The sequence below is a fragment of the Ferruginibacter lapsinanis genome (assembly GCF_020783315.1).
GTDB classification, from domain to species: Bacteria; Bacteroidota; Bacteroidia; order Chitinophagales; family Chitinophagaceae; genus Ferruginibacter; species Ferruginibacter lapsinanis.
Genome location: NZ_CP086063.1, coordinates 2008179 through 2029979, shown reverse-complemented (window position 1 = coordinate 2029979; position 21801 = coordinate 2008179). Strand labels below are relative to the sequence as shown.

At 36.8% G+C, this 21801-nt stretch carries 16 protein-coding genes; 5 read left to right on the top strand and 11 right to left on the bottom strand.

Annotated features, from left to right (window positions below):
• Positions 1 to 34: 34 nt before the first annotated feature.
• Positions 35 to 973, top strand: coding sequence for a bifunctional riboflavin kinase/FAD synthetase (locus LK994_RS08715; RefSeq protein WP_229759690.1), 939 nt, complete (start codon positions 35 to 37; stop codon positions 971 to 973).
• On the opposite strand, the gene holA is transcribed toward LK994_RS08715, so the two are convergent.
• From holA to smc, 3 genes are all read right to left on the bottom strand, one after another.
• Positions 970 to 1968 carry a DNA polymerase III subunit delta gene (holA, locus tag LK994_RS08710; RefSeq protein WP_229759689.1) on the bottom strand — a complete coding sequence of 333 codons (999 nt, stop codon included), beginning with the start codon at positions 1966 to 1968 and terminating at the stop codon, positions 970 to 972. The two genes, LK994_RS08715 and holA, sit on opposite strands and share 4 nt — an antisense overlap.
• Before the next feature lie 65 nt (positions 1969 to 2033).
• Positions 2034 to 2300 carry a hypothetical protein gene (locus LK994_RS08705; protein ID WP_229759688.1) on the bottom strand — a complete coding sequence of 89 codons (267 nt, stop codon included), beginning with the start codon at positions 2298 to 2300 and terminating at the stop codon, positions 2034 to 2036.
• A gap of 213 nt (positions 2301 to 2513) precedes the next feature.
• A complete protein-coding gene (gene smc, locus LK994_RS08700; RefSeq protein WP_229759687.1) occupies positions 2514 to 6029 on the bottom strand; it encodes a chromosome segregation protein SMC in 3516 nt (1171 codons plus the stop codon).
• A gap of 600 nt (positions 6030 to 6629) precedes the next feature.
• Here smc and LK994_RS08695 point away from each other — a divergent pair.
• Positions 6630 to 7448: a hypothetical protein gene (locus tag LK994_RS08695; protein WP_229759686.1), complete on the top strand. Its 819-nt coding sequence runs from the start codon at positions 6630 to 6632 to the stop codon at positions 7446 to 7448.
• Between the two features lie 63 nt (positions 7449 to 7511).
• Here the strand turns inward: LK994_RS08695 and LK994_RS08690 are convergent, their stop codons facing one another.
• The 5 genes from LK994_RS08690 to allB form a co-directional block, all read right to left on the bottom strand.
• Entirely contained in the window at positions 7512 to 8945 is a 1434-nt protein-coding gene (locus LK994_RS08690) for a DUF6986 family protein (RefSeq protein WP_229759685.1), read from the bottom strand.
• A 92-nt stretch (positions 8946 to 9037) separates the two neighbouring features.
• Complete coding sequence (gene uraH, locus LK994_RS08685; protein WP_229759684.1) at positions 9038 to 9376, bottom strand: hydroxyisourate hydrolase; 339 nt, start codon at positions 9374 to 9376, stop codon at positions 9038 to 9040.
• A gap of 51 nt (positions 9377 to 9427) precedes the next feature.
• A complete protein-coding gene (gene uraD, locus LK994_RS08680) occupies positions 9428 to 9934 on the bottom strand; it encodes a 2-oxo-4-hydroxy-4-carboxy-5-ureidoimidazoline decarboxylase (RefSeq protein WP_229759683.1) in 507 nt (168 codons plus the stop codon).
• On the bottom strand, positions 9934 to 10920 hold the full coding sequence (alc, locus tag LK994_RS08675; RefSeq protein WP_229759682.1) for an allantoicase: 987 nt from the start codon (positions 10918 to 10920) through the stop codon (positions 9934 to 9936). The genes uraD and alc overlap by 1 nt, the downstream gene beginning before the upstream one ends.
• Positions 10921 to 10933: 13 nt before the next feature.
• Positions 10934 to 12262, bottom strand: a complete 1329-nt coding sequence (gene allB / locus LK994_RS08670) for an allantoinase AllB (RefSeq protein WP_229759681.1) — start codon at positions 12260 to 12262, stop codon at positions 10934 to 10936.
• 100 nt (positions 12263 to 12362) lie between these two features.
• On the opposite strand from allB, the gene LK994_RS08665 reads away from it, so the two are divergent.
• Positions 12363 to 13760 carry a urate hydroxylase PuuD gene (locus LK994_RS08665; RefSeq protein WP_229759680.1) on the top strand — a complete coding sequence of 466 codons (1398 nt, stop codon included), beginning with the start codon at positions 12363 to 12365 and terminating at the stop codon, positions 13758 to 13760.
• A 71-nt stretch (positions 13761 to 13831) separates the two neighbouring features.
• On the opposite strand, the gene miaA is transcribed toward LK994_RS08665, so the two are convergent.
• From miaA to LK994_RS08650, 3 genes are all read right to left on the bottom strand, one after another.
• Complete coding sequence (miaA, locus tag LK994_RS08660) at positions 13832 to 14749, bottom strand: tRNA (adenosine(37)-N6)-dimethylallyltransferase MiaA (RefSeq protein ID WP_229759679.1); 918 nt, start codon at positions 14747 to 14749, stop codon at positions 13832 to 13834.
• Positions 14750 to 14833: 84 nt separating this feature from the next.
• The gene (locus LK994_RS08655) at positions 14834 to 15412 is read right to left on the bottom strand and encodes a plasmid pRiA4b ORF-3 family protein (RefSeq protein ID WP_229759678.1); all 579 of its coding nucleotides are present in this window, start codon (positions 15410 to 15412) and stop codon (positions 14834 to 14836) included.
• A gap of 128 nt (positions 15413 to 15540) precedes the next feature.
• Positions 15541 to 16953 carry a CCA tRNA nucleotidyltransferase gene (locus LK994_RS08650; RefSeq protein WP_229759677.1) on the bottom strand — a complete coding sequence of 471 codons (1413 nt, stop codon included), beginning with the start codon at positions 16951 to 16953 and terminating at the stop codon, positions 15541 to 15543.
• Positions 16954 to 17179: 226 nt separating this feature from the next.
• Between LK994_RS08650 and lon the strand changes: the two genes are divergently transcribed.
• Together lon and LK994_RS08640 are read left to right on the top strand one after the other, a co-directional pair.
• A complete protein-coding gene (gene lon, locus LK994_RS08645) occupies positions 17180 to 19579 on the top strand; it encodes an endopeptidase La (protein ID WP_229759676.1) in 2400 nt (799 codons plus the stop codon).
• Positions 19580 to 19676: 97 nt separating this feature from the next.
• The gene (locus LK994_RS08640; protein ID WP_229759675.1) at positions 19677 to 21791 is read left to right on the top strand and encodes an LTA synthase family protein; all 2115 of its coding nucleotides are present in this window, start codon (positions 19677 to 19679) and stop codon (positions 21789 to 21791) included.
• The last annotated feature ends 10 nt before the right edge of the window (positions 21792 to 21801 follow it).

Sequence of the window (21801 nt, the reverse complement as noted above, 5' to 3'; positions counted from 1 at the left end):
ATATTCAATATTCATAGTTTTGCACCAGTTTTACATGACTGTTTATAAAGACATAGCATCCCTGCCGCAATTCCGCAACGCCATCGTTACCATTGGTACTTTTGACGGGGTACATACCGGTCATCGACAAATAATTGAGTTGATGAAAAAGGAGGCGGCACTGGTAAATGGCGAAACAGTTATTATTTCTTTCGATCCTCATCCCAGGCAGGTTATAAGCGGAGACAATCAACCGGTACTTTTATTAAACAGCCTCGAAGAAAAAATTGATCTCTTAGATAAAAACGGGATCGATCATCTTGTAATTGTTCCATTTACCATCGAATTCGCCAGTCAAACAGCCGACGATTATATTGAGCAATTTCTGGTAAACACTTTTAAACCACATACGATCATAATAGGACACGATCATCGTTTTGGAAAGAACAGAAGCGGTGATTATGAATTGCTGGAATTAAGAGCAACAAAATACCATTACAAGGTAAAAGAGATTCCGGGCTATATGCTGCAAAACATCACTATTAGCTCAACCAAAATAAGACAGGCTTTACAGCAATGTAATATAGATGTGGCCAACAAATTTTTGGGATACGATTATTTCTTTAGCGGCAAAGTAATTGAAGGAAATAAACTCGGCAGAACAATTGGCTACCCTACTGCTAATCTGCAAATTGAAGATGACAATAAACTGATTCCCGGAAATGGCGTGTATGCCGTAACGATCAGCAACAAGCAACGGGCAATTGACAATAAAAAGGGAATGATGAATATTGGCATGAGACCAACCGTGAATGGAACAAAAAGAACAATCGAAGTAAATATTTTTGATTTTGATGAAGATATTTATGGAGAAATATTAACCATCAGTATAAAAAAACATCTTCGCAGTGAAGTGAAATTTAACGGACTGGAAGAGCTGAAAGATCAGCTAGCAAAAGATAAGATAGCTGCTGCAGAAGCGTTGACTGATTAATTCATCATTTTTACTACCAACTCTTTTAATAATGATGCGTCGGACGTACCGTTATCATTGATTCCAACAGATTTTAGATTGTATTCATGCAATAGGAGCAATGCCTGCTCCACTCCAGTATAAGAATATAATTTTGCAGATGTAATGGCTTCCTTTGCAGCATATGGATTATTGTAAAACAATCCTTTGATACCATTCTCACTTTTATCCGCCATGCCAAAATACACGTATAGCTTACTAAAAAATCCGTACAGCGATGGTAAAATAAGTTGTATGGGAGCGGCTTTTGGATTGGCCTCGAAGTATTGAATGATCCTTATAGCTTTAGCCAGATCTTTTTTAGCCACTGCATTTTGTAATTCGAAGGCATTATATTCTTTACTTACACCAACGTATCTTTCTATATCATCTTCGGTTATACTTTTACGTTGTCCAAGATTTACTGTGATCTTTTCAATTTCATTCACAATACGGCTAAGATCAGAGCCAATATGATCTGCCAACAATTGTACTGCCTTTGCCGACATACTAAAGCTTTGGGATTGAACATAATCTGTGATCCATTTAGTAAGATTGTAATCTTTGATCTTTTCAGAAGTGAAGATCTCTCCATCTTTCTTGATGGTTTTATAAAGTGTCTTTCTTTTATCTAAAGTCTTCTCTTTGTAACTAACTACAAAAATGGTCGATGCTAAAGGGTTTTCAATATAGTTTTCCAGTTTCTCAATATCCCTCATCTGCTGGGCTTCTTTCAAAAGTACCACCTGTTTTTCGGCAAACATAGGATATCGCATACAGGCATTGACCACATCACTCCATGCAGCATCTTTTCCATAAAAAACAGACAAATTGAACCCAGCTTCACTTTCAGGTAAGATCTGATGCTCTGCATAATCCATCACCTTATCAATGTAGTAATCTTCCTCACCTTCAAGCCAATAAACCGGCTTGTAGAGTTTCTTTTTCCAATCATTGATAATTTTTTCTGCAGACATATTGTGTAAAAACGATGACCTTAAAATTCAGAAGAGAGATAGAATAAGGATAATATGTATAAAATCTAGTACTCTTCGCTGTTATCATATGTATAAACAAAAAATATGATTGCCAGCAGAGCAACTGAACCTATCAGGGCCGGCAGTCCATATAAAAACCACCTGCTTTCAAAACTATGAAAATATTCTACAAGATAATAATCGCCAATTAATCCACCAACGCCTCCAGCAACGATATTTTCACCAACACCAAAGCCTTTTTTCTTAAACAATTTATTGCCTAAAAATCCCATCAAAGCACCCGTTACAAAAGACAGAATATATCCGAACATAACCTAATTGAATATTTATTGATACAAAGATAAATATATCCTCCCTTCTAATCCATTTAATTAATTGTTTTCTTGCAATCACTATTTTAGTGCTTTTAGGAAATACATTAAAGTAATCAGTAAAGCATGGATTTATAATCTGATCACTACATTTCATCGTAAATCAAAAAAATAGCCTGGCTAGGCCAGGCTATTGATATCTTTTTTATAATATTAATTCAAACTTCTGAAATCTACAGGCACCAACTTACTTACGCCTGCTTCCTGCATAGTAACCCCATATATCACATCCACCGCACTCATTGTTTGTTTATTGTGTGTAACGATGATGAACTGAGAGTTCTCACTGAACTTTTTGATCATCTGCGTAAACTTGCCTACGTTAGCATCATCTAACGGTGCATCCACCTCATCCAAAATACAGAACGGCGCAGGTTTGATCAGGTAGATAGCAAACAATAGTGCTGTTGCTGTTAATGTTTTTTCACCACCACTTAACTGACCAATTGATGAAGGACGCTTACCTTTTGGTTTTGCAACAATATCAATACCGGTCTCAGCCAAATTTTCCGGATCTACCAACACCATATCCGCTGTATCATCATCTGTGAACAATGCCTGGAATACTTTTTGGAAATTCTCTCTCACTTTATTGAAAGTATCAAGAAATTGCTGATTAGCCGTTGCTTCTACTTCCTGAATGGTTTGCATCAAACTATCTTTAGCTGTAACCAGATCGTTCTTTTGTTCAAGAATGAACTCGTAACGCTTTTTCATTTCAGTATACGCTTCGATAGCTGTAGGATTTACCTCTCCGATATTTTCCAAACGCTTACGCATTCTTTCGTTCTTCTCTTGTAATTCTTCTAACGGCACTTCGCCTGTACGAGGCTCATCAATGATAGCATCCAGATCAACTTTAAATTCTACACTCAATCTTTCTTTCATTCCCGCTAACTGTAATTTCAGATCAGTTAGTTTATCTTTAATCTCATTCAATAAAGTATCTATCCCTTCTTTAGATTTTTGTTTGTGACGAAGCTCACTTTCTTTTTCTGTGAGCACATTACGCATGTTATAATATGTCTGATCCGCCTCATTTAATTTCTTTTCTTCCGCCTCTTTATTTTGCAACATACTTACCAGCATCGATTCAAGATCAGCCAATGCAGCTGCGGTCTCTGTGATACTTCCGGAGGCTTCTACCAATTGAGTATTACTGTTTTCGATCTGAACTTTCAGGTCATTCAACTGATTGCTCTTAAACTCAAACTCCTGTTTTAGAGAAATGATCTTGCTTTGTTGTTTGGTAAATTGCAAGTTACCATCATTGAATGTAGCAGTCGCAAAATTATATTCCTGCTCTGCTGCTGCATAATCCTGTTCTACCAATTGCATTTTGTGACTCAGCTCATCCAGTTGCGTATTGAATTTATCCAATTCATCACGTGTGCTTGCAATTGCATCATGGTTCGCTTGCAATTGCTCATGCAATTCTTCCAATCTTTTGCTACTCGTTTCTTCTAAATGATGCAGGTTCTCAATTTTGTTTTGTAAAGAAAAAACATGGTTGGTAAGATTATTAATATCCTGCTGCGTTTGTTTGATCGCATTTTCTTTCAACTGTTCGTTAAAAGCGATCACTTCATTATGACGAGCCTGAATGGTTTCTTTTAACCCATTTACAATTATTTCCTGCGCTGTAATTTCTTCGATTAATTTTTCTAAATTTTTAGCACGGCCAATTTTCTTTCCTTCAAATAAGCCTACGCTACCACCGGTCAATGAGTATTTTCCTTTTACATATTTACCCGTTTTTTCCAGCACTACGGCTCCGTTACTGTTACGCAATGCATCTTCATTTTCAGCTATAAAAACGTTGCCCAGTAAATGTTTTGCCAGATTAGCATATTTACTATCTATCTCAACCACACTCAATGCAGGTATTGTTCCTTCCGGTTGATGATGGCTATCAAAATCAGTAAACTTATCCTGTAAGAAGAAATTAGCCTTCCCTTTTTTATTGTCATCCAATAAATGAACGGCTTGCAATCCCTCTTCTAAGTTATTAACTACGTAGTAATTCAGGTATGGCTCCAAAACATTTTCAACCGCTGCTCTGTATTCTTCTTTAACATAGATGATATCACTTAACAAAGGTGCTTCGTGATTCCAATTGGTATTTTTATGCAAGAATTTAACGCTCTCCGGATAACCTTCCATTGAGTCGATCAAACTTTTTAACAGATCATGCTCATTCTTTTTACTATCTAGTTTTCTGCTTTCTTCAGCCAGCTCGTTTCTCAATCCTTCCAACATACTTTGTGTCTGAAAGATCTGCTCTTTAGTAAATTCGTGATGATCCTGCAATTGTTGCAGATCAACTTTCTTTTGTTCCAGCTCTTCTGCTTTTACTTTACGTTCTGCTTCCAGATGTTGCAATTGCCCCTGACGCTGCGCCTTTTCATCTTCAATTTGAGCAATTGTTCTTTGCTGATTTTGAATAGATGTATCGGCAACTGCTACTTTCTTCTCTGCTTCAAACTGATTACGTTGAATTGCCTGATTTTCTCTCCTCAATTCATCGATAGTGCTGCGTTTTTCATCAAATACTCTACGTTTGTCTTCTACCGCATTCTTCAGCTCATCCAGTTTTCCTTCAAATTCCTCCAATTTAATTTCATCATCTTTTATCTGATTACTGGTAAATTGTATGCTTTCGTCGAGGCCTTGTAATTGCCCGCCTGCTTTTTGTAAAAATTCATTCAGACTAGCTTCTCTTTCTTTTAAATATTGTAAGCGTTGAGCACTTAAACTCTTATCGCTTTCTTTGCTACGCACATGATCTAACATTTCGTTGAAAGCATGTTGCATCTGTTGCAACTCTTTTTCTTTTTCTACGAAAGCAAATTTTTCCTGCTCTAATGCAGCTTCTTCTTTTGCAATAGCAGTTTCCAGTTCAATACGTCTGTCAACTTCTGCCTGCTGCTGTTGATTTAGATCTTTATAGGTGATATTAAATCCTTCCAGTGCAGCTTTAGCCAACTCAATACTGACCTCTTTGTATTCTTTCTTTATTTCAAAATACTTTTCTGCTTTTTTAGCCTGACTTTCTAGGCTTTTTAGCTGATTATTTATCTCAAACAACAGATCTTCGATACGGGCAAGATCCTGCTCTGTAGCATCCAGTTTTAATTTGGCTTCTTTTTTACGGGTTTTATAAATGGTAATGCCGGCAGCCTGCTCCAGCATTTTACGGCGGCTGTTTTCTTTATCCTTGATGATATCGTCTACCATCCCCAATTCAATAATAGCGTAGCTATCCGTACTCACCCCGGTATCCATGAAAAGATTATGGATGTCTTTTAAACGACAGGCCACATCATTCAGGCGATATTCACTTTCGCCATTTTTATAATATTTACGGGTAACAGTTACGGTATTGAACTCCGTTGGTAATAGATTTTTAGTATTTTCAAAAGTAAGGCTCACCTCTGCCAATCCACTGGCGCTACGGGTTTTAGACCCGTTAAATACCAAACTTTCCAGGTTTTCACTTCTCAGATTACTGATCTTATGTTCACCAATTACCCAGCGGATACTATCTATAATATTACTTTTACCACAGCCATTGGGCCCAATTACGCCGGTAATACCTTCATCGAAATTAAGTACGGTTTTATCGGCAAAACTTTTAAATCCTTTTATTTCTAAACTCTTTAAGCGCACGTTTTCTAAATTTTAGTGGGAAGGCAAATATATAGTAATGGCTGAAAAGAATTTTTTGAATGTTTACACCAGTTATTCAGAGTTATCAACAGCTTTTTAACAGATCAGGCGGTATTTTTACGTGTATTTGTGGATTACTTTTCCGTAATTGACACAATTTGCTGAAACAGTAAAAATAATTTTAATACAATACGAACTCCAAATTTGGTCCTCCGAGATCGTTTGATTGATACAGATGCAGAAAAAATAAAAAGCCACCTTCTTTAGGGAGGTGGCAATCCTGGTTTTAAGGCGATTGAATATTTGTCGTTAGAAGTTATTGCTTTTTGATTTGCCTTATTTCTCAGTCTCTCTTATTATCTATCATTTAAGGCATCATAAAGGTAAATTCGATTGTGGTATGATAGTAATTCTACATGATGATTGCTGTCAATTTTTTTCATGATTTTTATCATATCTGATGTCAGTCTTTTATTTTATCTGAAAACAAATAGTGCTGATTATTTCATATTACATCATAACCAACAGACAAACAATACCCAACTAAGGGTATTGCTTATCTATTGGCACCTGTTTATCTTTAACAACAAAACAACTCTCATGAACAGAAGACACTTTTTAACAAAAAGCAGTTTAGCCATGTTAGCGGCAGCCGGCTTACCAAAAGCAGTTTTTAATAAGCCGTACTCACCTACCATATATAAAACGAAATTATCAGATGGCATAAGTAAGCAAACTCAATACGAACTGGCCATTGACCATTATTGTATGAATGGACTTGCAAAGGCAACTTTACAGGAAAAAACCATCGGACTTAAGGTGTCCTTTTTTGAAACGACTGATTTTTCGAAGCCAACTAAAAGTGTTGAGTTAACATACATTGTACAGGAAAGTACACTGCTGGATGAAAAAGAAAACCTTTGGAAAATAAAAACAAAATTTGACAAGAAAGTGTCAGGCGACTATAAATTACCCAAAGAGTTTCCTAAAGATCTTTCCCTTACAGGAAAAACATATTCGTACTTTACCATCCTAGATAGAAAAGGGGGAGAACTGGTCAGCATTCCATATGTAAGCAATGGCACAGATAATGAATACGATGGATGCTTTCTTACAACCGCCTGTGTTGAACACCGTCAATTAGCAGATGATTGCGACGAATTAACCACGCTGCGTTTCTTAAGAGATAACTACATGAAGCAAGATGCGGAAGGAATAGCATTGGTTGATAATTATAAAATTATCGGACCAAAAATTGTAAGCAGGATCAATAGTTTTGAAAACAAAACTGCCATCTACAATTATCTTTATGACCATCTGATCCAACCTTCGGTAAAACTGATCAAGGCAAAACAATATGCTGAAGCTACTGCATATTATAAAGACTTCGTAAGAGAATTGATGCAAGAGTATCTATAAGAAACATTTAAATGAAAGCGGTTGTTACATCTGTAACAACCGCTTTCATTTATAAGAAAAAAACTACTTTTTATTTCTCCTTCCTTTTAAAATTTGATAGAAAGAACGACTACGGATCTCTTCGAGTGTAAGCCCGGTTTCCAACGCTTCTTCTTCGCTGATTGCGCCACAATTCATCGCTTTCAAAAAGAAATTCAATAACCCTTGCCCGGTAGCGGCGTCATCAAAAATATCACCGGTCAATGTAGAGATAGCAGCTCTTTCAACAAATATTCTTAAGCGATTGGTGGCATCTTCAATACTACTTAAAAAGAAATTATAAGTAGCTGCATATCGCATAGGTACCTGTGCCGGATTCAGATCCCAGCCCTGATACATACCATTGATCAATGAATGCATCGTATGACCATATGCAATGCGCCATCCTCTGTGTACCGCTTCTCTGTTTTCATTTAACTGATCAAAAGTTAAATTATCTCCACGATGAGGACCAATAGGCATCACATTCGTAGCCCCATCACTTATCCAGATACCCGTACCACCCAACGCCACTTTAGTAACATGATGAGCAAAATCACACACACTATGTGCCATAGTTTGGTATTTGGCGGTGATACCGCAAGAAGCTGTGTAATCGTAAGTTCCAAAATGCGCTGCAATTAATCTGCCCTCGCCTGCACGAACAATTCTCATCAAAGGATTGCGACCTTCTTCATCCATTACAATTTGAGTTGCTTCCACCATAGTCTCCATTTTCAATGTATGGGGAGCCAAATTATGTTTCTTCTCAATTATTTCAAATAAACGTATCAATGTTATTACCTGCTCGGGAATTGTTACTTTTGGTAACATCACCACAAAGTTATCAGGAAGCTTCCCTTTCGTCTTTTCTAACAGTGTTGTCAAGAAAATATCTAATGTTCTTACACCTCTTAATTTCAGATCTTCAGTAAAAGGTTTGATACGGATCCCAATGAAAGGTGAAATCGTTTTATTCGCCATCCCCTCGGCTAATTCATTAGCCGCATTTACAGCTGTTGCATCTTCTTCATCATCGGGTCTGTTACCAAAACCATCTTCAAAATCGATCCTGAAATCTTCTACCGCTTCTCTTTTCAATTTAGCAATGATCTTATTGTATACTGAATAAGATAACCATGCATGTTCTTTTCTGCGTTGAGCTTCGGTCATAGCATCAAGTCGTGCAATCAGGTCTTCTATCTCACTTAATGAATCCGGCAAATGCTCAAACCCATCTAGTTTTAACACTTTTGCCAACACAACAAAATTGGGCGCATAGGTCAACAGGTTTTTTAATGCTATCTCTCCTATCTTATCAGTAGTATCACTTTTAAATAAATTAGCACCACCATAAATAGTGTGCACCGGCTGCCTGTCCGGTCTATCGCCGGGATAAGTTTTTTGAAATTTCAGATTTGCTGTTTGCAGCGAATCCAATAATGCTTGTTTGTCACTGTCGTTAATTGAAAAATTCATACTTCTTTTTATTAAAAATTTTGAATTATACATTTTAAATGTTTTCCTGATCTCAGATAACTCAAAATCCAACATTTAAAATTTAAAATATTTTAAGACCCTCTGTAAGTACAATACCCAAAAGGGTTCAGCAGCAAAGGCACATGGTAATGTTCATTGGTTTGTACATCAAAAATTATTTCGACCAAAGGATAAAATGTTTGCAATAATTGCCTGTCGAAATATTCTTTTGTTTCGAACTTCATTTTATATGTACCGAACGCCAGTAAGGTATCGGCCGGCAAGAGATCGGGGATTCTGCCATCTGCATTCGTAACACCAACAGCTAATTCCACCCAGGTATTGTTTTGACGTTGATATAGAATAATGGTCACGCCTTGTGCAGGCTTCCCTTTTGTTGTATCGAGTATGTGTGTTGTAAGTTGACTCATGTTTTGAATTATGAATTATGAGTTATGAGTTCTTGCCTCAATTTTTTATTATTAATTGAATAACAGTTTCTCTAACCTCAATTTGGTGATCTTATTTTGTTCTTCTGCTGCTATCTTTATTTCTTCGGCTTTGTTGTTGGGCAAACGTTCCTGTAACAATTGCAACATTTCTTCTGCGGTTTTACCTGTAGCACAAACAATAAAGATAAAGCCAAATTTATTTTCATATAGATCATTACCTTTTGCCAATGCTTGAATAGTTTCTTCTGAAGCAGCCACCGCCCCACTTTGTTCTCCTGCAGCCCACTGTGCTGTTGAAGCAAATTTTTTCTTCAACGAATCTATATCGCCGATCTTGGGGTGATGTGTAAACGCTTCCAGCCAATCAGCTTCAGTACATGTATACCATTGTTCTTCTGCATCTTCCAATAATTCAACCAGGTCATCTACAGGGAAAAAAGGCAACATTTTCTCAACCCAGTTTACCGAGCCGCAGCATTTGAACAACTCTTCTTTAAGTTGTTCTTTTGGCAATGTATTTAATTCGTGTAACGTCATTATTTTTTTATTTTACCAAACAGCCTCATTCTGCTTATACCGCCATCAGGGAAAATGTATAAACGTACATGTGTGAATGGTTCTTTACTGGCAATTTCTTTTTCAAAAAAATGTTCGTGATCTGCCTGCAATTTTGTTTGTGGTAAAATGGTTGTCCATTGTATAGACGCATCATTGATCTTACTCTCATCTGCCAAAGAAATGTTCGTTCCTTCGAGCAAACAACTATCAGGATAATTACCTTTAAAGTGAGCAGTATCGATCAATATTTTATCGACAAAGCCTTCATGTGCCAATCTAACGATCACCCAATCTTTATTATTTGGTGTACGGTTGCGTTTAGTTTCCCAACCATCCCCCATGTTGATCCCTCTTCCCGGCATAAGTAAATTATCCATGTGAGAGAAGAACATATCATTACACAAAATAGATTTTGCTCCATTGGTTGCTGCTGCTAAATTAATGGTTTCATCCGCAGTAACTGTACTCCAATCTTTAAATACCTCGCCATATACTTTTAGTCTGGCTACGCCTCCATCAGGATAAATATTCAAACGCAAATGCGTATAAATGTTTCTATCAGTTATTTCGTATAAATTCTGAGAGCCAGGCTGCAGTGGTGATTTAGGTAAAATCTCTACCCACTCAGCTTTGTCGATATCACCTGTGGTGTTGCAGGCCTCTAAAGAGGCATATGGCGGATGATTTCCCAAAAAGTGATTGGTATCAATATCTACTCCATGAATTTTTCCAGAAGTGGCTAATTGAATGATACACCAATCATGACCTGGAGTTCTTTTTCTTCTTGATTCCCAGCCATCCATCCATTTGCCTCTGTCGGTATATTTATCTACAATAAAAACACCTCTCCCGGGTTTTAATAAATTTTCTTTTTCAGCAAAAAAATCATCGCTGCAACTAAGTGCCTTACCGCCTAATCTTTCGGCGGCGAGATCCGTCATCTTTGTAAACGTTGGTTCTGACATACTTTTTTTAATATTAGTGTACAATTATTTTTCCTTCATTCAATGCTGTAAAATTGCCATCTTTATAAACCTCTATTCCTCCTAAAAATGTTCGTTTAACGATGCCATATAATTCCTCATTCAGGTATGGCGTCACTTTATGTTTATGCTGAATGATCTTTTCGGTAACAATAAAAGTATTTTCATCATCCACCACTATCAGATCTGCATCAAAGCCTTTTGTGATCTTTCCCTTCGTATTTTGTTTGTCTATCAATTTCGCCGGATTTTCACACAGCCATTTCACCACATCCGTAATTGCATAATTTCTTTTTTTGGCAGCTGTCAGCAAAACCGGCAACGCAAATTGTAATGAAGCGATGCCACCCCATGCTTTCATAAAGTTACCGCTTTGTAACTCTTTCAAATCGGGAGTTGCAGGAGAATGATCTGTTGCTACAAAATCAATGACCCCATTTTTTAATGCTGCCCACAATTGATCATTATTCTCTTTTTCCCTGATAGGGGGCGCACATTTGTATTGTGTTTGTCTATCCGGAATTTCTTCGGCAGCAAAATACAAATAATGTTGTCCTGTCTCTACAGATATTGGCAATCCTTTTTGTTTTGCCGCTACAATCTGTGCAATCGAATCTGCGGATGACAAATGAACTATATGCACCCTGCAGTTAAATTTTTCACACAACCGAATCATCATTGCTATTGCATCGTCTTCCCATTTTTTAGGGCGAGATGATAAGTAGTTTTGGTAAGAATGTACATCACCGGTTGCTCTTTGTTCATTATCTGTTAGTTCACAATGCACCAATAGCGGTAAATTGTATCTGGCGATGATCGGCATTGCTTTACAGAGATCTTCTTCAGTAGCATTTGGAAATTCATCAATACCCGAATGTGTTAAAAATGTCTTGAAACCCAATACACCTCTTTTTATCAAACCTTCAATTTCATTCTCATTTCCGGGAATAACGCCACCCCAAAAACCAACATTGGTATGCAGTTTATTTGTTGTTACTACTATCTTTTCATCAAACGCTGCAACTGTTGTTGTAACAGGAGACGAATTCAAAGGCATATCAACCAATGTTGTCAAGCCCCCAGCAATAGCAGCTCTGGTGGCTGTATTAAAGCCTTCCCAATCAGTTCTGCCGGGTTCATTGATATGTACATGAGGATCGATCACACCTGGCATCAGCAAATGATTGCCAACATCAACAACATAATAATTATTGTTGTCAGACAATTCGTCTACAATATCAACGATCACTCCGCTATCAATAATAACAGCACCTTTTTTGATACCTTCAGGCAAAACAATTCTATTGGTTTTTATCGCAATCAAACAAAATATTTTAATTCTTGTAATACAATTTTTATAAAAATACGAAACAAAACTATAAATTTTGTAGTTTTAAGGTTGTTATTAATACTGTTTATAATATATGATACATATTTTGGTATATGGCGTTTTGGGAATGTTATTGATTATGCTGGTAAGTATGACCTATCATTTCAATGCTTTATCTAAAGAAAAAGACGACAAACCTGAATCCTATCAGGAAAAGATCATTGGTTCTCAAAACTTTAATTATGCCGCACTGGTGTTGGTAATTGTGCTGCTAATTAGTTATACCTATGTTGTGGTAAAAGGCACCCCATATGAGAGTCATTTAATGGAATGGCTGAATATTATAATACGTTTAATGCACTTTACGTTTGGTATTGCCTGGATAGGAGCGTCATTTTATTTTGTATTTCTCGAGAATGCCTTGAATAGGACAGAAAATGTAAGAGATGAATTAGCCGGTAACCTTTGGGCTGTGCATGGCGGAGGATTTTATTATTTAGAGAAATACAAAGTTGCACCAAAACAAATTCCTAAGCATTTACACTGGTTTAAGTATGAAGCATATTTCACCTGGCTATCAGGATTCAGTTTACTTTTTGTAGTATATTATTTTAATGCAAAAGCAATGCTGATCGACAAAAACGTTTTGGACATCAGTTCAGCTACAGCTATCAGCATTGGTATCGGATCTTTTATTGCAGCATGGATCATTTATGATTTGATGTGCAAATCTCCTTTGGTAAAGAAGGGGACTTTATTCGCATTGGTTGGCCTCATCATTGCTACAGGTTTTGCTTATTTTTATGCACATGTATTTAGTGCCAGAGCTGCGTATATACATTTTGGTGCGATGATAGGAAGTATCATGGTAGCCAATGTTTTCTTTGTGATCATTCCTTCACAAAAGGCAATGGTAAAAGCTGCCAAAGAGGGCAAACCGCTTGACCCCACATTGGGAAAAAATGCATTGGCAAGATCATTACATAACAACTATTTTACTTTGCCTGTTTTGTTTGTGATGGTAAGCAATCACTTTCCGAGTACATTTGGAAACCCCTACTCTTGGGCAGTATTGGCGGGTATGTCAGTAGGCGTGGCCGGAGTAAAACATTATTTGAATCTAAAAGAAAAAGGGAAATACAATGTTTGGGTACTCCCCTTATCTGTTATCGTTTTGTTGGGAGTATGCTTTGTTACTGCTCCGCAGAAAAATACGGGAGAATGCAAACCAGTAAATTTTGCAACTGTAAACAGAATTATTATACAAAGATGCACCCCTTGTCATTCGAGTAAACCTACCGACGACATCTATACAGCACCTCCAAATGGCGTTGTGTATGACACACCGGATGATATTGTAAAATTGAAAGACAAGATCATGCAACGTGTGGTAGTTACTAAAACGATGCCACAAAATAATAAGACCGGCATTACACCTGAAGAAAGAGACCTGATTCGTTGCTGGATAGAGCAAGGTGCTTCAACGAAATAATTTGATGATAACAGAAGTGAATTATTTTACTATTCATTCAAACAAGGAAGCAGCTAACGATTTACAAATTTTCAAATTATCAAATCATTTGGATTCTTTAAATCATCAACACCTATCCACCTGATCATTTTATCCTTTTTAAACCAGGTCATTTGCCTTTTAGCATATTGGCGGGTGTTAGTTTTGATGGAATCTACAGCAGTTGCTAATGAAATATCTCCGCTTAAATGCTCGAACAGCTCTCTGTAACCAACTGTTTGCAACGCATTGAGTGCTTTATATTTAACAAGACCTCTAACCTCTTCTAACAGACCTTGCTGCATCATTGTATCTACCCTGTCATTGATTCTTTGATACAGATCTTCTCTCGGCATTTCCAATCCTATCTGAATAATATTAAAATCTCTTTTTTTCTTTTCCTGCGTTTGAAATTCAATGATAGATTTTCCGGTAGATAATTTCACTTCTAATGCTCTCATTAAACGCTGGGGATTTTTTATTTCTCCCTTTGCAAAATAAAGCGGATCATTTTTCTCCACTTCTTTCTGTAACCATTCCATTCCCTCAAATTCATATTCAGCAATAATATTTTCTCTGATCTCATCCGAGATAACAGGCAACTCATCTATTCCATAGCAAAATGATTTTACATACAACCCGGTACCACCAACCATTACAGCAACATCATTTGTTTTAAATATTTCCCCTGCTTTTTGTAAAGCATATTGCTCAAATACACCTGCATTTACAGTATCATGTATTGAATGAGAATTAATGAAGTGATGTTTTACCATTTGCAACTCTTCCATAGATGGTTTTGCTACCCCAATATTCAATTCTTTAAAACATTGACGGCTATCGGAAGAGATTATTTCTGTAGCAAAATGCCGAGCCACTTGTATAGCAAATGAAGTTTTGCCTATTGCGGTGGGACCTACAATAACAATACATGTTTTAGCTTTCTTACTATCTGCAATATCTGTACTCATATAAATTTGCATCTAAAAACAAATGGATAATTTCCAAGTAACAACTACTCAAAAATTATCCATCGCAATATAGTGATCTGTCAATTAAAATTCATCTCCAACATCCTCTGCTCCCGAATCCTCATCTTCACTTTCTGTAACAGCTCCATCCTCATCTTCTTCAGTAAACCCTTCTAACATAGCGGCCGCATTCAGGTCATATTTCTCTTCTACTTCTGCTAGGCGACTGTCCACCAACCCTTTGGTTCCGTATTGCGAAGGCGCTATCCCTTCTGTACGAATACAACTCGGATAAGAAATCTTTCTATTTTCTTCTTTGTCTACATTGATCAATTCCACCATAAAAGTCCAGTACTTATTAAAATCATACACATAAACGAATTTCTGATTCGGATCTCGTATCTCCGAACCTAAAGTAACGTCTGCCATGATCAACGGTTCTACCTTATATTCCCTATCATCGTATTTTTCCAATGTTATTTCTCTTCCTCTCAACCAATGATCATTACTTCTATAAAAAGTTGCTTTGTGTTTTGTATCAAACTCAAAACTTTTCAGGATAGCTTCATGCAGATCAACAAAGTTGCTGGTATGTTTTATAACAACATCTCTGTAGATACTATCATCATCTTCCCAATATATTCTAAAACGTAAAATAGCCATGATGGATTGGTTTGGTACTGTAAAAGTAATAAAATTATTTACGAATTACGATTTACGATGTGCGAATTAATAAACATCACTGAAACAAAGGAAATTATCTATCTTAACACATTTGTAAATCATACATCTTAATTCGTAATCCCAAGCTCTTTTGCTTTCCGGATCATAAAAGCATGAGCAGCTTCATACTCATTAGGAATTTCTCCGTCTAAAATTGCATTTCGTATCGCATCTTTAATTATGCCTACATTTTTTGATGGCAATAAATTAAACGTTTGCATGATCAATTCTCCTGTGATTGGTGGCTGCCAGTTTCGCAAATGGTCTTTTTCTTCCACCTCTGCACAGCGTTGTTTTACCATTTCAAAATTTTGCAAAAAACGAGTCACTTTTTGCTTATTCTTTGAAGTAATATCTGCTGCACACAATTTCATCAATGCATCAAAATCTTCTCCTGCATCAAACAATAATCTTCGTACTGCAGAGTCAGTTATATTTTCTTTGGTTAGACTAATAGGCCGTAAATGCAACTCGACCATCTTTCTTACGAATTTCATTTTTTCATTCTGTGGCAATTTTAGCTGAGCGAAAATTTTCGGCACCATCCTGCCTCCTACAACTTCATGCCCATGAAAAGTCCAGCCATGTCCTTCTTCAAATCTTTTAGTTGCCGGCTTTGCAATATCATGCAATACCGCAGCCCATCGCAACCAAAGATCATCTGTGGTTTCACAAATATTATCCACTACCTGCAGTGTATGGTAAAAATTATCCTTATGCCCTTTCCCATCAATATACTCTGCTCCTGCAAGCGCCACCATCTGTGGAAAAATAATTTTTAATAGCCCGGCTTTATATAACAGATCAAATCCGATCGATGGTTTGGCGCACATCAAAATTTTGTTCAACTCATCTGCAATGCGTTCTCCACTTACTATTTTTATGCGCTGGGCATTTTCTTTAATTGCCTCCAGGGTATTTTCTTCAATGATATAATTTAATTGAGCTGCAAACCGAATGCCCCTCATCATACGCAACGGATCATCACTGAAGGTTTGGGCCGGTGCCAACGGCGTTCTGATAATTCCTTTTTCAATATCGGCAATACCGTCAAAAGGGTTGATCAGATCTCCATAATTCTCTTTGTTTAAACTGATCGCTAAAGCATTGATGGTAAAATCTCTTCTATTCTGATCATCTTCTAAAGTGCCATTTTCAACAGCTGGCTTTCGACTGTTGAAATCATAACTCTCTTTTCTTGCTCCAACAAACTCAATTTCGATATCATCAACTTTTATCTGAGCTGTTCCGAAATTTTTAAAAAAATTTACCTGCGGATGAGGATTGAATTTTTCCGCCGCTTTATGCGCTAATGCAATGCCATCTCCAATACAAACAATATCAATATCTTTTGTATCTCTGCCGATAATTTTATCACGAACAAAACCGCCAATTAAATAGCAGGGGACATCTAGTTCCGCAGCGGCATTAGCAATTTTTTTAAAAATAAATAATTCTTTATCTGTGCAATCAATATACATAAAGCACAAATATACCTCCTGTACCTTTAAAGGGAGATATAGACGATCACTTTATTTAATTTTTATAGCTATACATTTATAAAAAAAATCTAATTCTAAGAATATAAAGCCAATTTAAACGTTGGAATAAAAACTTTCGGCATTAATATTGCCAATATATACACTCACTCAAAATTTACAGTATCAGCTGTTGATTTTGCCATTTTGACCATTTACAAAAATAAATATGAACGATAAGTTTTTTTTACAAGGCCCTGAAGATGAAATGGAGTTTATGCCTATCATTCCATTGAATGAAGATGATAGCGGAGATGCTGATGCACAGGCAATTCCGGAAGAATTAGCAATTTTACCATTACGCAATACTGTACTTTTCCCGGGTGTGGTTATTCCCATTACTGTGGGGAGAGATAAGAGCATAAAAGCCGTTAATGATGCATATAAGGCTGACAAATTGATAGGTGTGATAGCGCAAAAAGACAGTACAATTGAAGAACCCACTGTAAGCGATCTGGAGGAAATAGGCACTGTGGCAAAAATTGCAAAACTCATCAAAATGCCGGATGGTGGTACCACTATCATCATACAAGGAAAAAAGCGCTTTAAAGTAGAAGAGATCACTACAGAAGACCCGTATTTTAAAGCCAAAATAAAAATACTGGAAGAAGAAGTGCTGAAAGATGATGCTGACTTTAATGCAATGATCGGAAGCATCAAAGATCTGGCAGCACAGATCATCAGTATTTCACCTAACCTACCTAGTGAGGCGGCTATTATTTTAAAGAATATTGAAAACCCAGCTTTCCTGATACATTTTGTAAGCAGTAATTTAAACAGTGACCTTAAAGACAAACAGCGTTTGTTGGTGATCAACAATATTAAAGCCAGAGCTGAATTATTGATGAACCTGATGCAAACAGAATTGCAATACACCGAACTTAAAAATAAGGTTACCAATAAAACTAGAGCAGAGCTAGATAAACAACAAAGAGAATATTTCCTGCAACAGCAGATGAAAGCCATCAAAGAAGAATTGGGTGGAGACAATGTTGCTGAAGTAAAGGAGATGCAGAAAAAAGCTGAAACAAAAAAATGGCCGAAAGCTGCCAAAGAGATGTTTACCAAAGGTGCCGAAAAACTGGAACGTATGCATCCAAGTACGCCGGATTATTCGATCGTTTACAACCATCTTGATCTCATGTTGGATCTGCCCTGGGAAGATTACACCAAGGATAGTTATGATCTTAAAAAGGCAAAAAAAGTGTTGGATCATGATCATTATGGTATGCACAAAATAAAAGAGCGAATTCTTGAGTACCTGGCAGTGCTGAAATTAAAAGGAGATATGAAAAGTCCTATCTTATGTTTTGTAGGCCCTCCGGGTATTGGTAAAACAAGTTTAGGTAAAAGTATCGCAAATGCGATCGATCGCAAATACGTAAGAGTTAGTTTAGGCGGTTTGCATGATGAAAGTGAAATAAGAGGACATCGTAAAACATATATTGGTGCCATGCCCGGAAGGATCATTCAATCTATCCGTAAAATAAAAAGCAGTAACCCTGTGATGATATTGGATGAGATCGACAAAGTAGGTAACACGGTACATGGTGATCCGTCTTCTGCATTATTGGAAGTGTTGGACCCCGAACAAAACAGCGCCTTCTATGACAATTATTTAGAGCTGGAATATGATTTAAGCAAAGTATTATTTATTGCAACTGCAAATACATTGAGCAGCATACAACCTGCATTAAGAGATCGTTTAGAAATAATTGACCTGAGCGGTTATGCGGTAGAAGAAAAAATTGAGATCGCTAAACAGCATCTTGTTCCAAAACAACAGGAAGCTCACGGACTGAAAGATGTTACTATAAAAATAAGTGACAAGGTGCTGGAGAAAATAATTGAAGATTATACCAGAGAAAGCGGTGTAAGAGATCTGGACAGACAACTGGCCGGCATTATGCGTAACCTGGCTAAAGAATATGCTACAAAAGACAAATTAAAGCCAACACTTACTGCACATGATGTAGAAAGAATTTTAGGTAAACCACGTTTCAGCAACGATATGTACAAAATCGCTAACATGGCGGGTGTAGCTGTTGGACTTGCCTGGACCTATGTAGGAGGAGATATTCTTTTTATTGAAACACAATTGAGTGATGGGAAAGGAGAATTGAAATTAACCGGCAACCTGGGTAATGTGATGAAGGAAAGTGCCACAACCGCATATACCTGGCTACAGGCTAATGCTAAAAAGCTGGATATCGATCCTGAACTTTTTAATAAGAAAAACATTCATATACATGTCCCTGAAGGAGCAACTCCTAAAGACGGCCCCAGTGCAGGTATCACAATGATGTCGGCTTTGGCAAGTGCATTTACCGGCAGAAAAATAAAACCTTATCTTGCTATGACCGGTGAGATAACCTTACGTGGACAAGTTCTTCCTGTTGGAGGTATTAAGGAAAAAGTATTGGCTGCTAAACGTGCCGGGCTGAAAGAGATCATTATGTGCTGGCAAAATGAAAAAGATGTTGAGGAGATCAACCAGACGTTTATTAAGGGCATGAAATTTCATTATGTAAAAACAATGCAACAGGTACTGGACATTGCATTGGTATAATATAAACAATACGCAATAGAATATTTACAGGGATTGATTGCGATCAATCCCTTTATTTGTTATAAGAGTGTAGTAAATTTGACTCACGAAAAAATCTATGTTAAAAAGAATATTTACACAACATAAATACGCTCCTGTATTTTTACTGGCAGCTATAGCCATACTCATCTCTGTTTGCACCAGATTGTTTTTTATGACAAGCATGTGGAATGAATTGCAGATAAGTGCCAGTCAAATTTGGGGAGTGTTTTTTATAGGGTTACTATATGACATTATTGTTAGCTCATTTATAATCATTCCTTTTATTTTACAAATAACATTTACTAATAACTTTATTTATACAAATAAAGGCCGAATCATTACTGCTGCTTTTTTTATCGGATTGCTGTCACTATTATTCTTTACTAATATCTTCCCCGCCGATTTTAATGGAGACTTGTATAAAGCGGTTATCTACTATATTATTTTTCGTTTTCTTGCATTTGCATTTCTTTATACAATGGGGCAATCATTCCGCTATAAATGGAGAAGTGCTGTTTTAAAAATATTTAGTTTCATTGTCATTTTTTTACTTCTTTTTAATGCAGTGAGTGAATATTTTTTCTGGAAAGAATTTGGCGCCCGTTATAATTTCATCGCTGTAGATTACCTTGTATATACCAACGAAGTAATTGGCAATATAAAAGAATCGTATCCGATCAGCACAATACTTAGTATCATTTTTTTGTTAGCAACTATTCTATATGTTCTTGCAAGAAAAGCTATCACGAAATCGGTATATATCCCCTTTCGTTTTATAAAAAGATGTATACTTGCGCTCTCGTTACTTATTATCCCGGCTATTGGGGTTTTCATTGTTAATCCTCAATGGAAAAATTTCAGCAAAAATAATTATGCCAACGAATTAGCTGGCAATGGCATATATGATTTTGTCCAGGCGTACAAAAGCAATGAACTTGATTTTTATAAGTATTATGCTACACTACCCGACAGCACTGCATTCAACATCATGAGAACTCAACTAAGTACTCCAAATGCAGTCTTCACCAGCAATGACCTCTTTAACCTGGAGCGGCAGATCACTTATCCAGAAGCCGAAAAAAAGATGAATGTGATCATGATAAGTGTGGAAAGCTTGAGTGGTTCATTTATGAAGGCCTTTGGCAACAAGGATAATATTACACCACAATTAGACAGCCTGGCCAATGAAGGAATATTTTTCACTAATCTGTATGCTTCAGGTACACGTACCGTTAGAGGGCTAGAAGCATTATCTCTTGGTATTCCTCCTTCTCCCGGACAAAGTATTGTTAAAAGGCCTGACAATGGAGGCTTATTCTCATTAGGAGCTGTTTTTAAAAGCAAGGGCTATATCACTCAATTCATTTATGGCGGCTATGGGTACTTTGATAATATGAATACATTTTTCAGCAACAATGATTATGATGTAATTGACAGAACGGCCATTGCTGCTAAAGATATTCATTACGCCAATATCTGGGGCGTGGCAGATGAAGATCTTTTTACGTTAGCACTAAACACAATGGATGACAACTATAAAAAAGGAAAGCCATTTTTTTCACAGGTAATGACAGTTTCTAATCATCGTCCTTATACTTATCCTGATGGAAGAATTGATATTCCTCCATCAACACAAAGCAGAGATGGTGCTGTAAAGTATACAGATTTTGCAATTGGAGATTTCATCAAACGTGCCGCAAGTAAGCCCTGGTTCAATAACACGATGTTCGTGATCGTTGCAGACCATTGTGCTGCAAGCTCAGGCAGTGCTGCGTTGCCCGTTACAGGCTATCACATTCCAATGATCATTTATTCTCCCAAGAATATTTTGCCAAAAAAAGAAGAGCGGCTCGTTTCTCAAATTGACATCGCTCCTACTATACTGGGCATGCTTAACTTTAATTACAAAAGCAAATTTTTCGGACAGGATATTTCACATGCTTCTGCAGAAAACCAGAAGGCATTTATAAGTACATACCAGGGATTAGGATTCATTACAAACGGTCAACTCATTGTTCAATCTCCGTTGAAAAAAATAAAAAGTTATCAACCTGACTTTATTACCGGGAATGCCACAGACATAACCAATACAGATAGTTTGGTTCAAAAAGCCATTGCATACTATCAAACTGCTTCGTGGTTGATAAAGAATAAAAAATACGATAGTAAATCATTGTTTTCCGATAGATAATAATTTAGTT

Coding starts and splice junctions, on each gene's coding strand:
- LK994_RS08695 (WP_229759686.1), top strand. CDS start 6,630: ATGAACAGAAGACACTTTTTAACAAAAAGCAGTTTAGCCATGTTAGCG.
- LK994_RS08715 (WP_229759690.1), top strand. CDS start 35: ATGACTGTTTATAAAGACATAGCATCCCTGCCGCAATTCCGCAACGCC.
- lon (WP_229759676.1), top strand. CDS start 17,180: ATGAACGATAAGTTTTTTTTACAAGGCCCTGAAGATGAAATGGAGTTT.
- holA (WP_229759689.1), bottom strand. CDS start 1,968: ATGTCTGCAGAAAAAATTATCAATGATTGGAAAAAGAAACTCTACAAG.
- LK994_RS08650 (WP_229759677.1), bottom strand. CDS start 16,953: ATGTATATTGATTGCACAGATAAAGAATTATTTATTTTTAAAAAAATT.
- LK994_RS08690 (WP_229759685.1), bottom strand. CDS start 8,945: ATGAATTTTTCAATTAACGACAGTGACAAACAAGCATTATTGGATTCG.
- alc (WP_229759682.1), bottom strand. CDS start 10,920: ATGTCAGAACCAACGTTTACAAAGATGACGGATCTCGCCGCCGAAAGA.
- uraH (WP_229759684.1), bottom strand. CDS start 9,376: ATGAGTCAACTTACAACACACATACTCGATACAACAAAAGGGAAGCCT.
- LK994_RS08705 (WP_229759688.1), bottom strand. CDS start 2,300: ATGTTCGGATATATTCTGTCTTTTGTAACGGGTGCTTTGATGGGATTT.
- miaA (WP_229759679.1), bottom strand. CDS start 14,749: ATGAGTACAGATATTGCAGATAGTAAGAAAGCTAAAACATGTATTGTT.
- LK994_RS08665 (WP_229759680.1), top strand. CDS start 12,363: ATGATACATATTTTGGTATATGGCGTTTTGGGAATGTTATTGATTATG.
- LK994_RS08655 (WP_229759678.1), bottom strand. CDS start 15,412: ATGGCTATTTTACGTTTTAGAATATATTGGGAAGATGATGATAGTATC.
- uraD (WP_229759683.1), bottom strand. CDS start 9,934: ATGACGTTACACGAATTAAATACATTGCCAAAAGAACAACTTAAAGAA.
- LK994_RS08640 (WP_229759675.1), top strand. CDS start 19,677: ATGTTAAAAAGAATATTTACACAACATAAATACGCTCCTGTATTTTTA.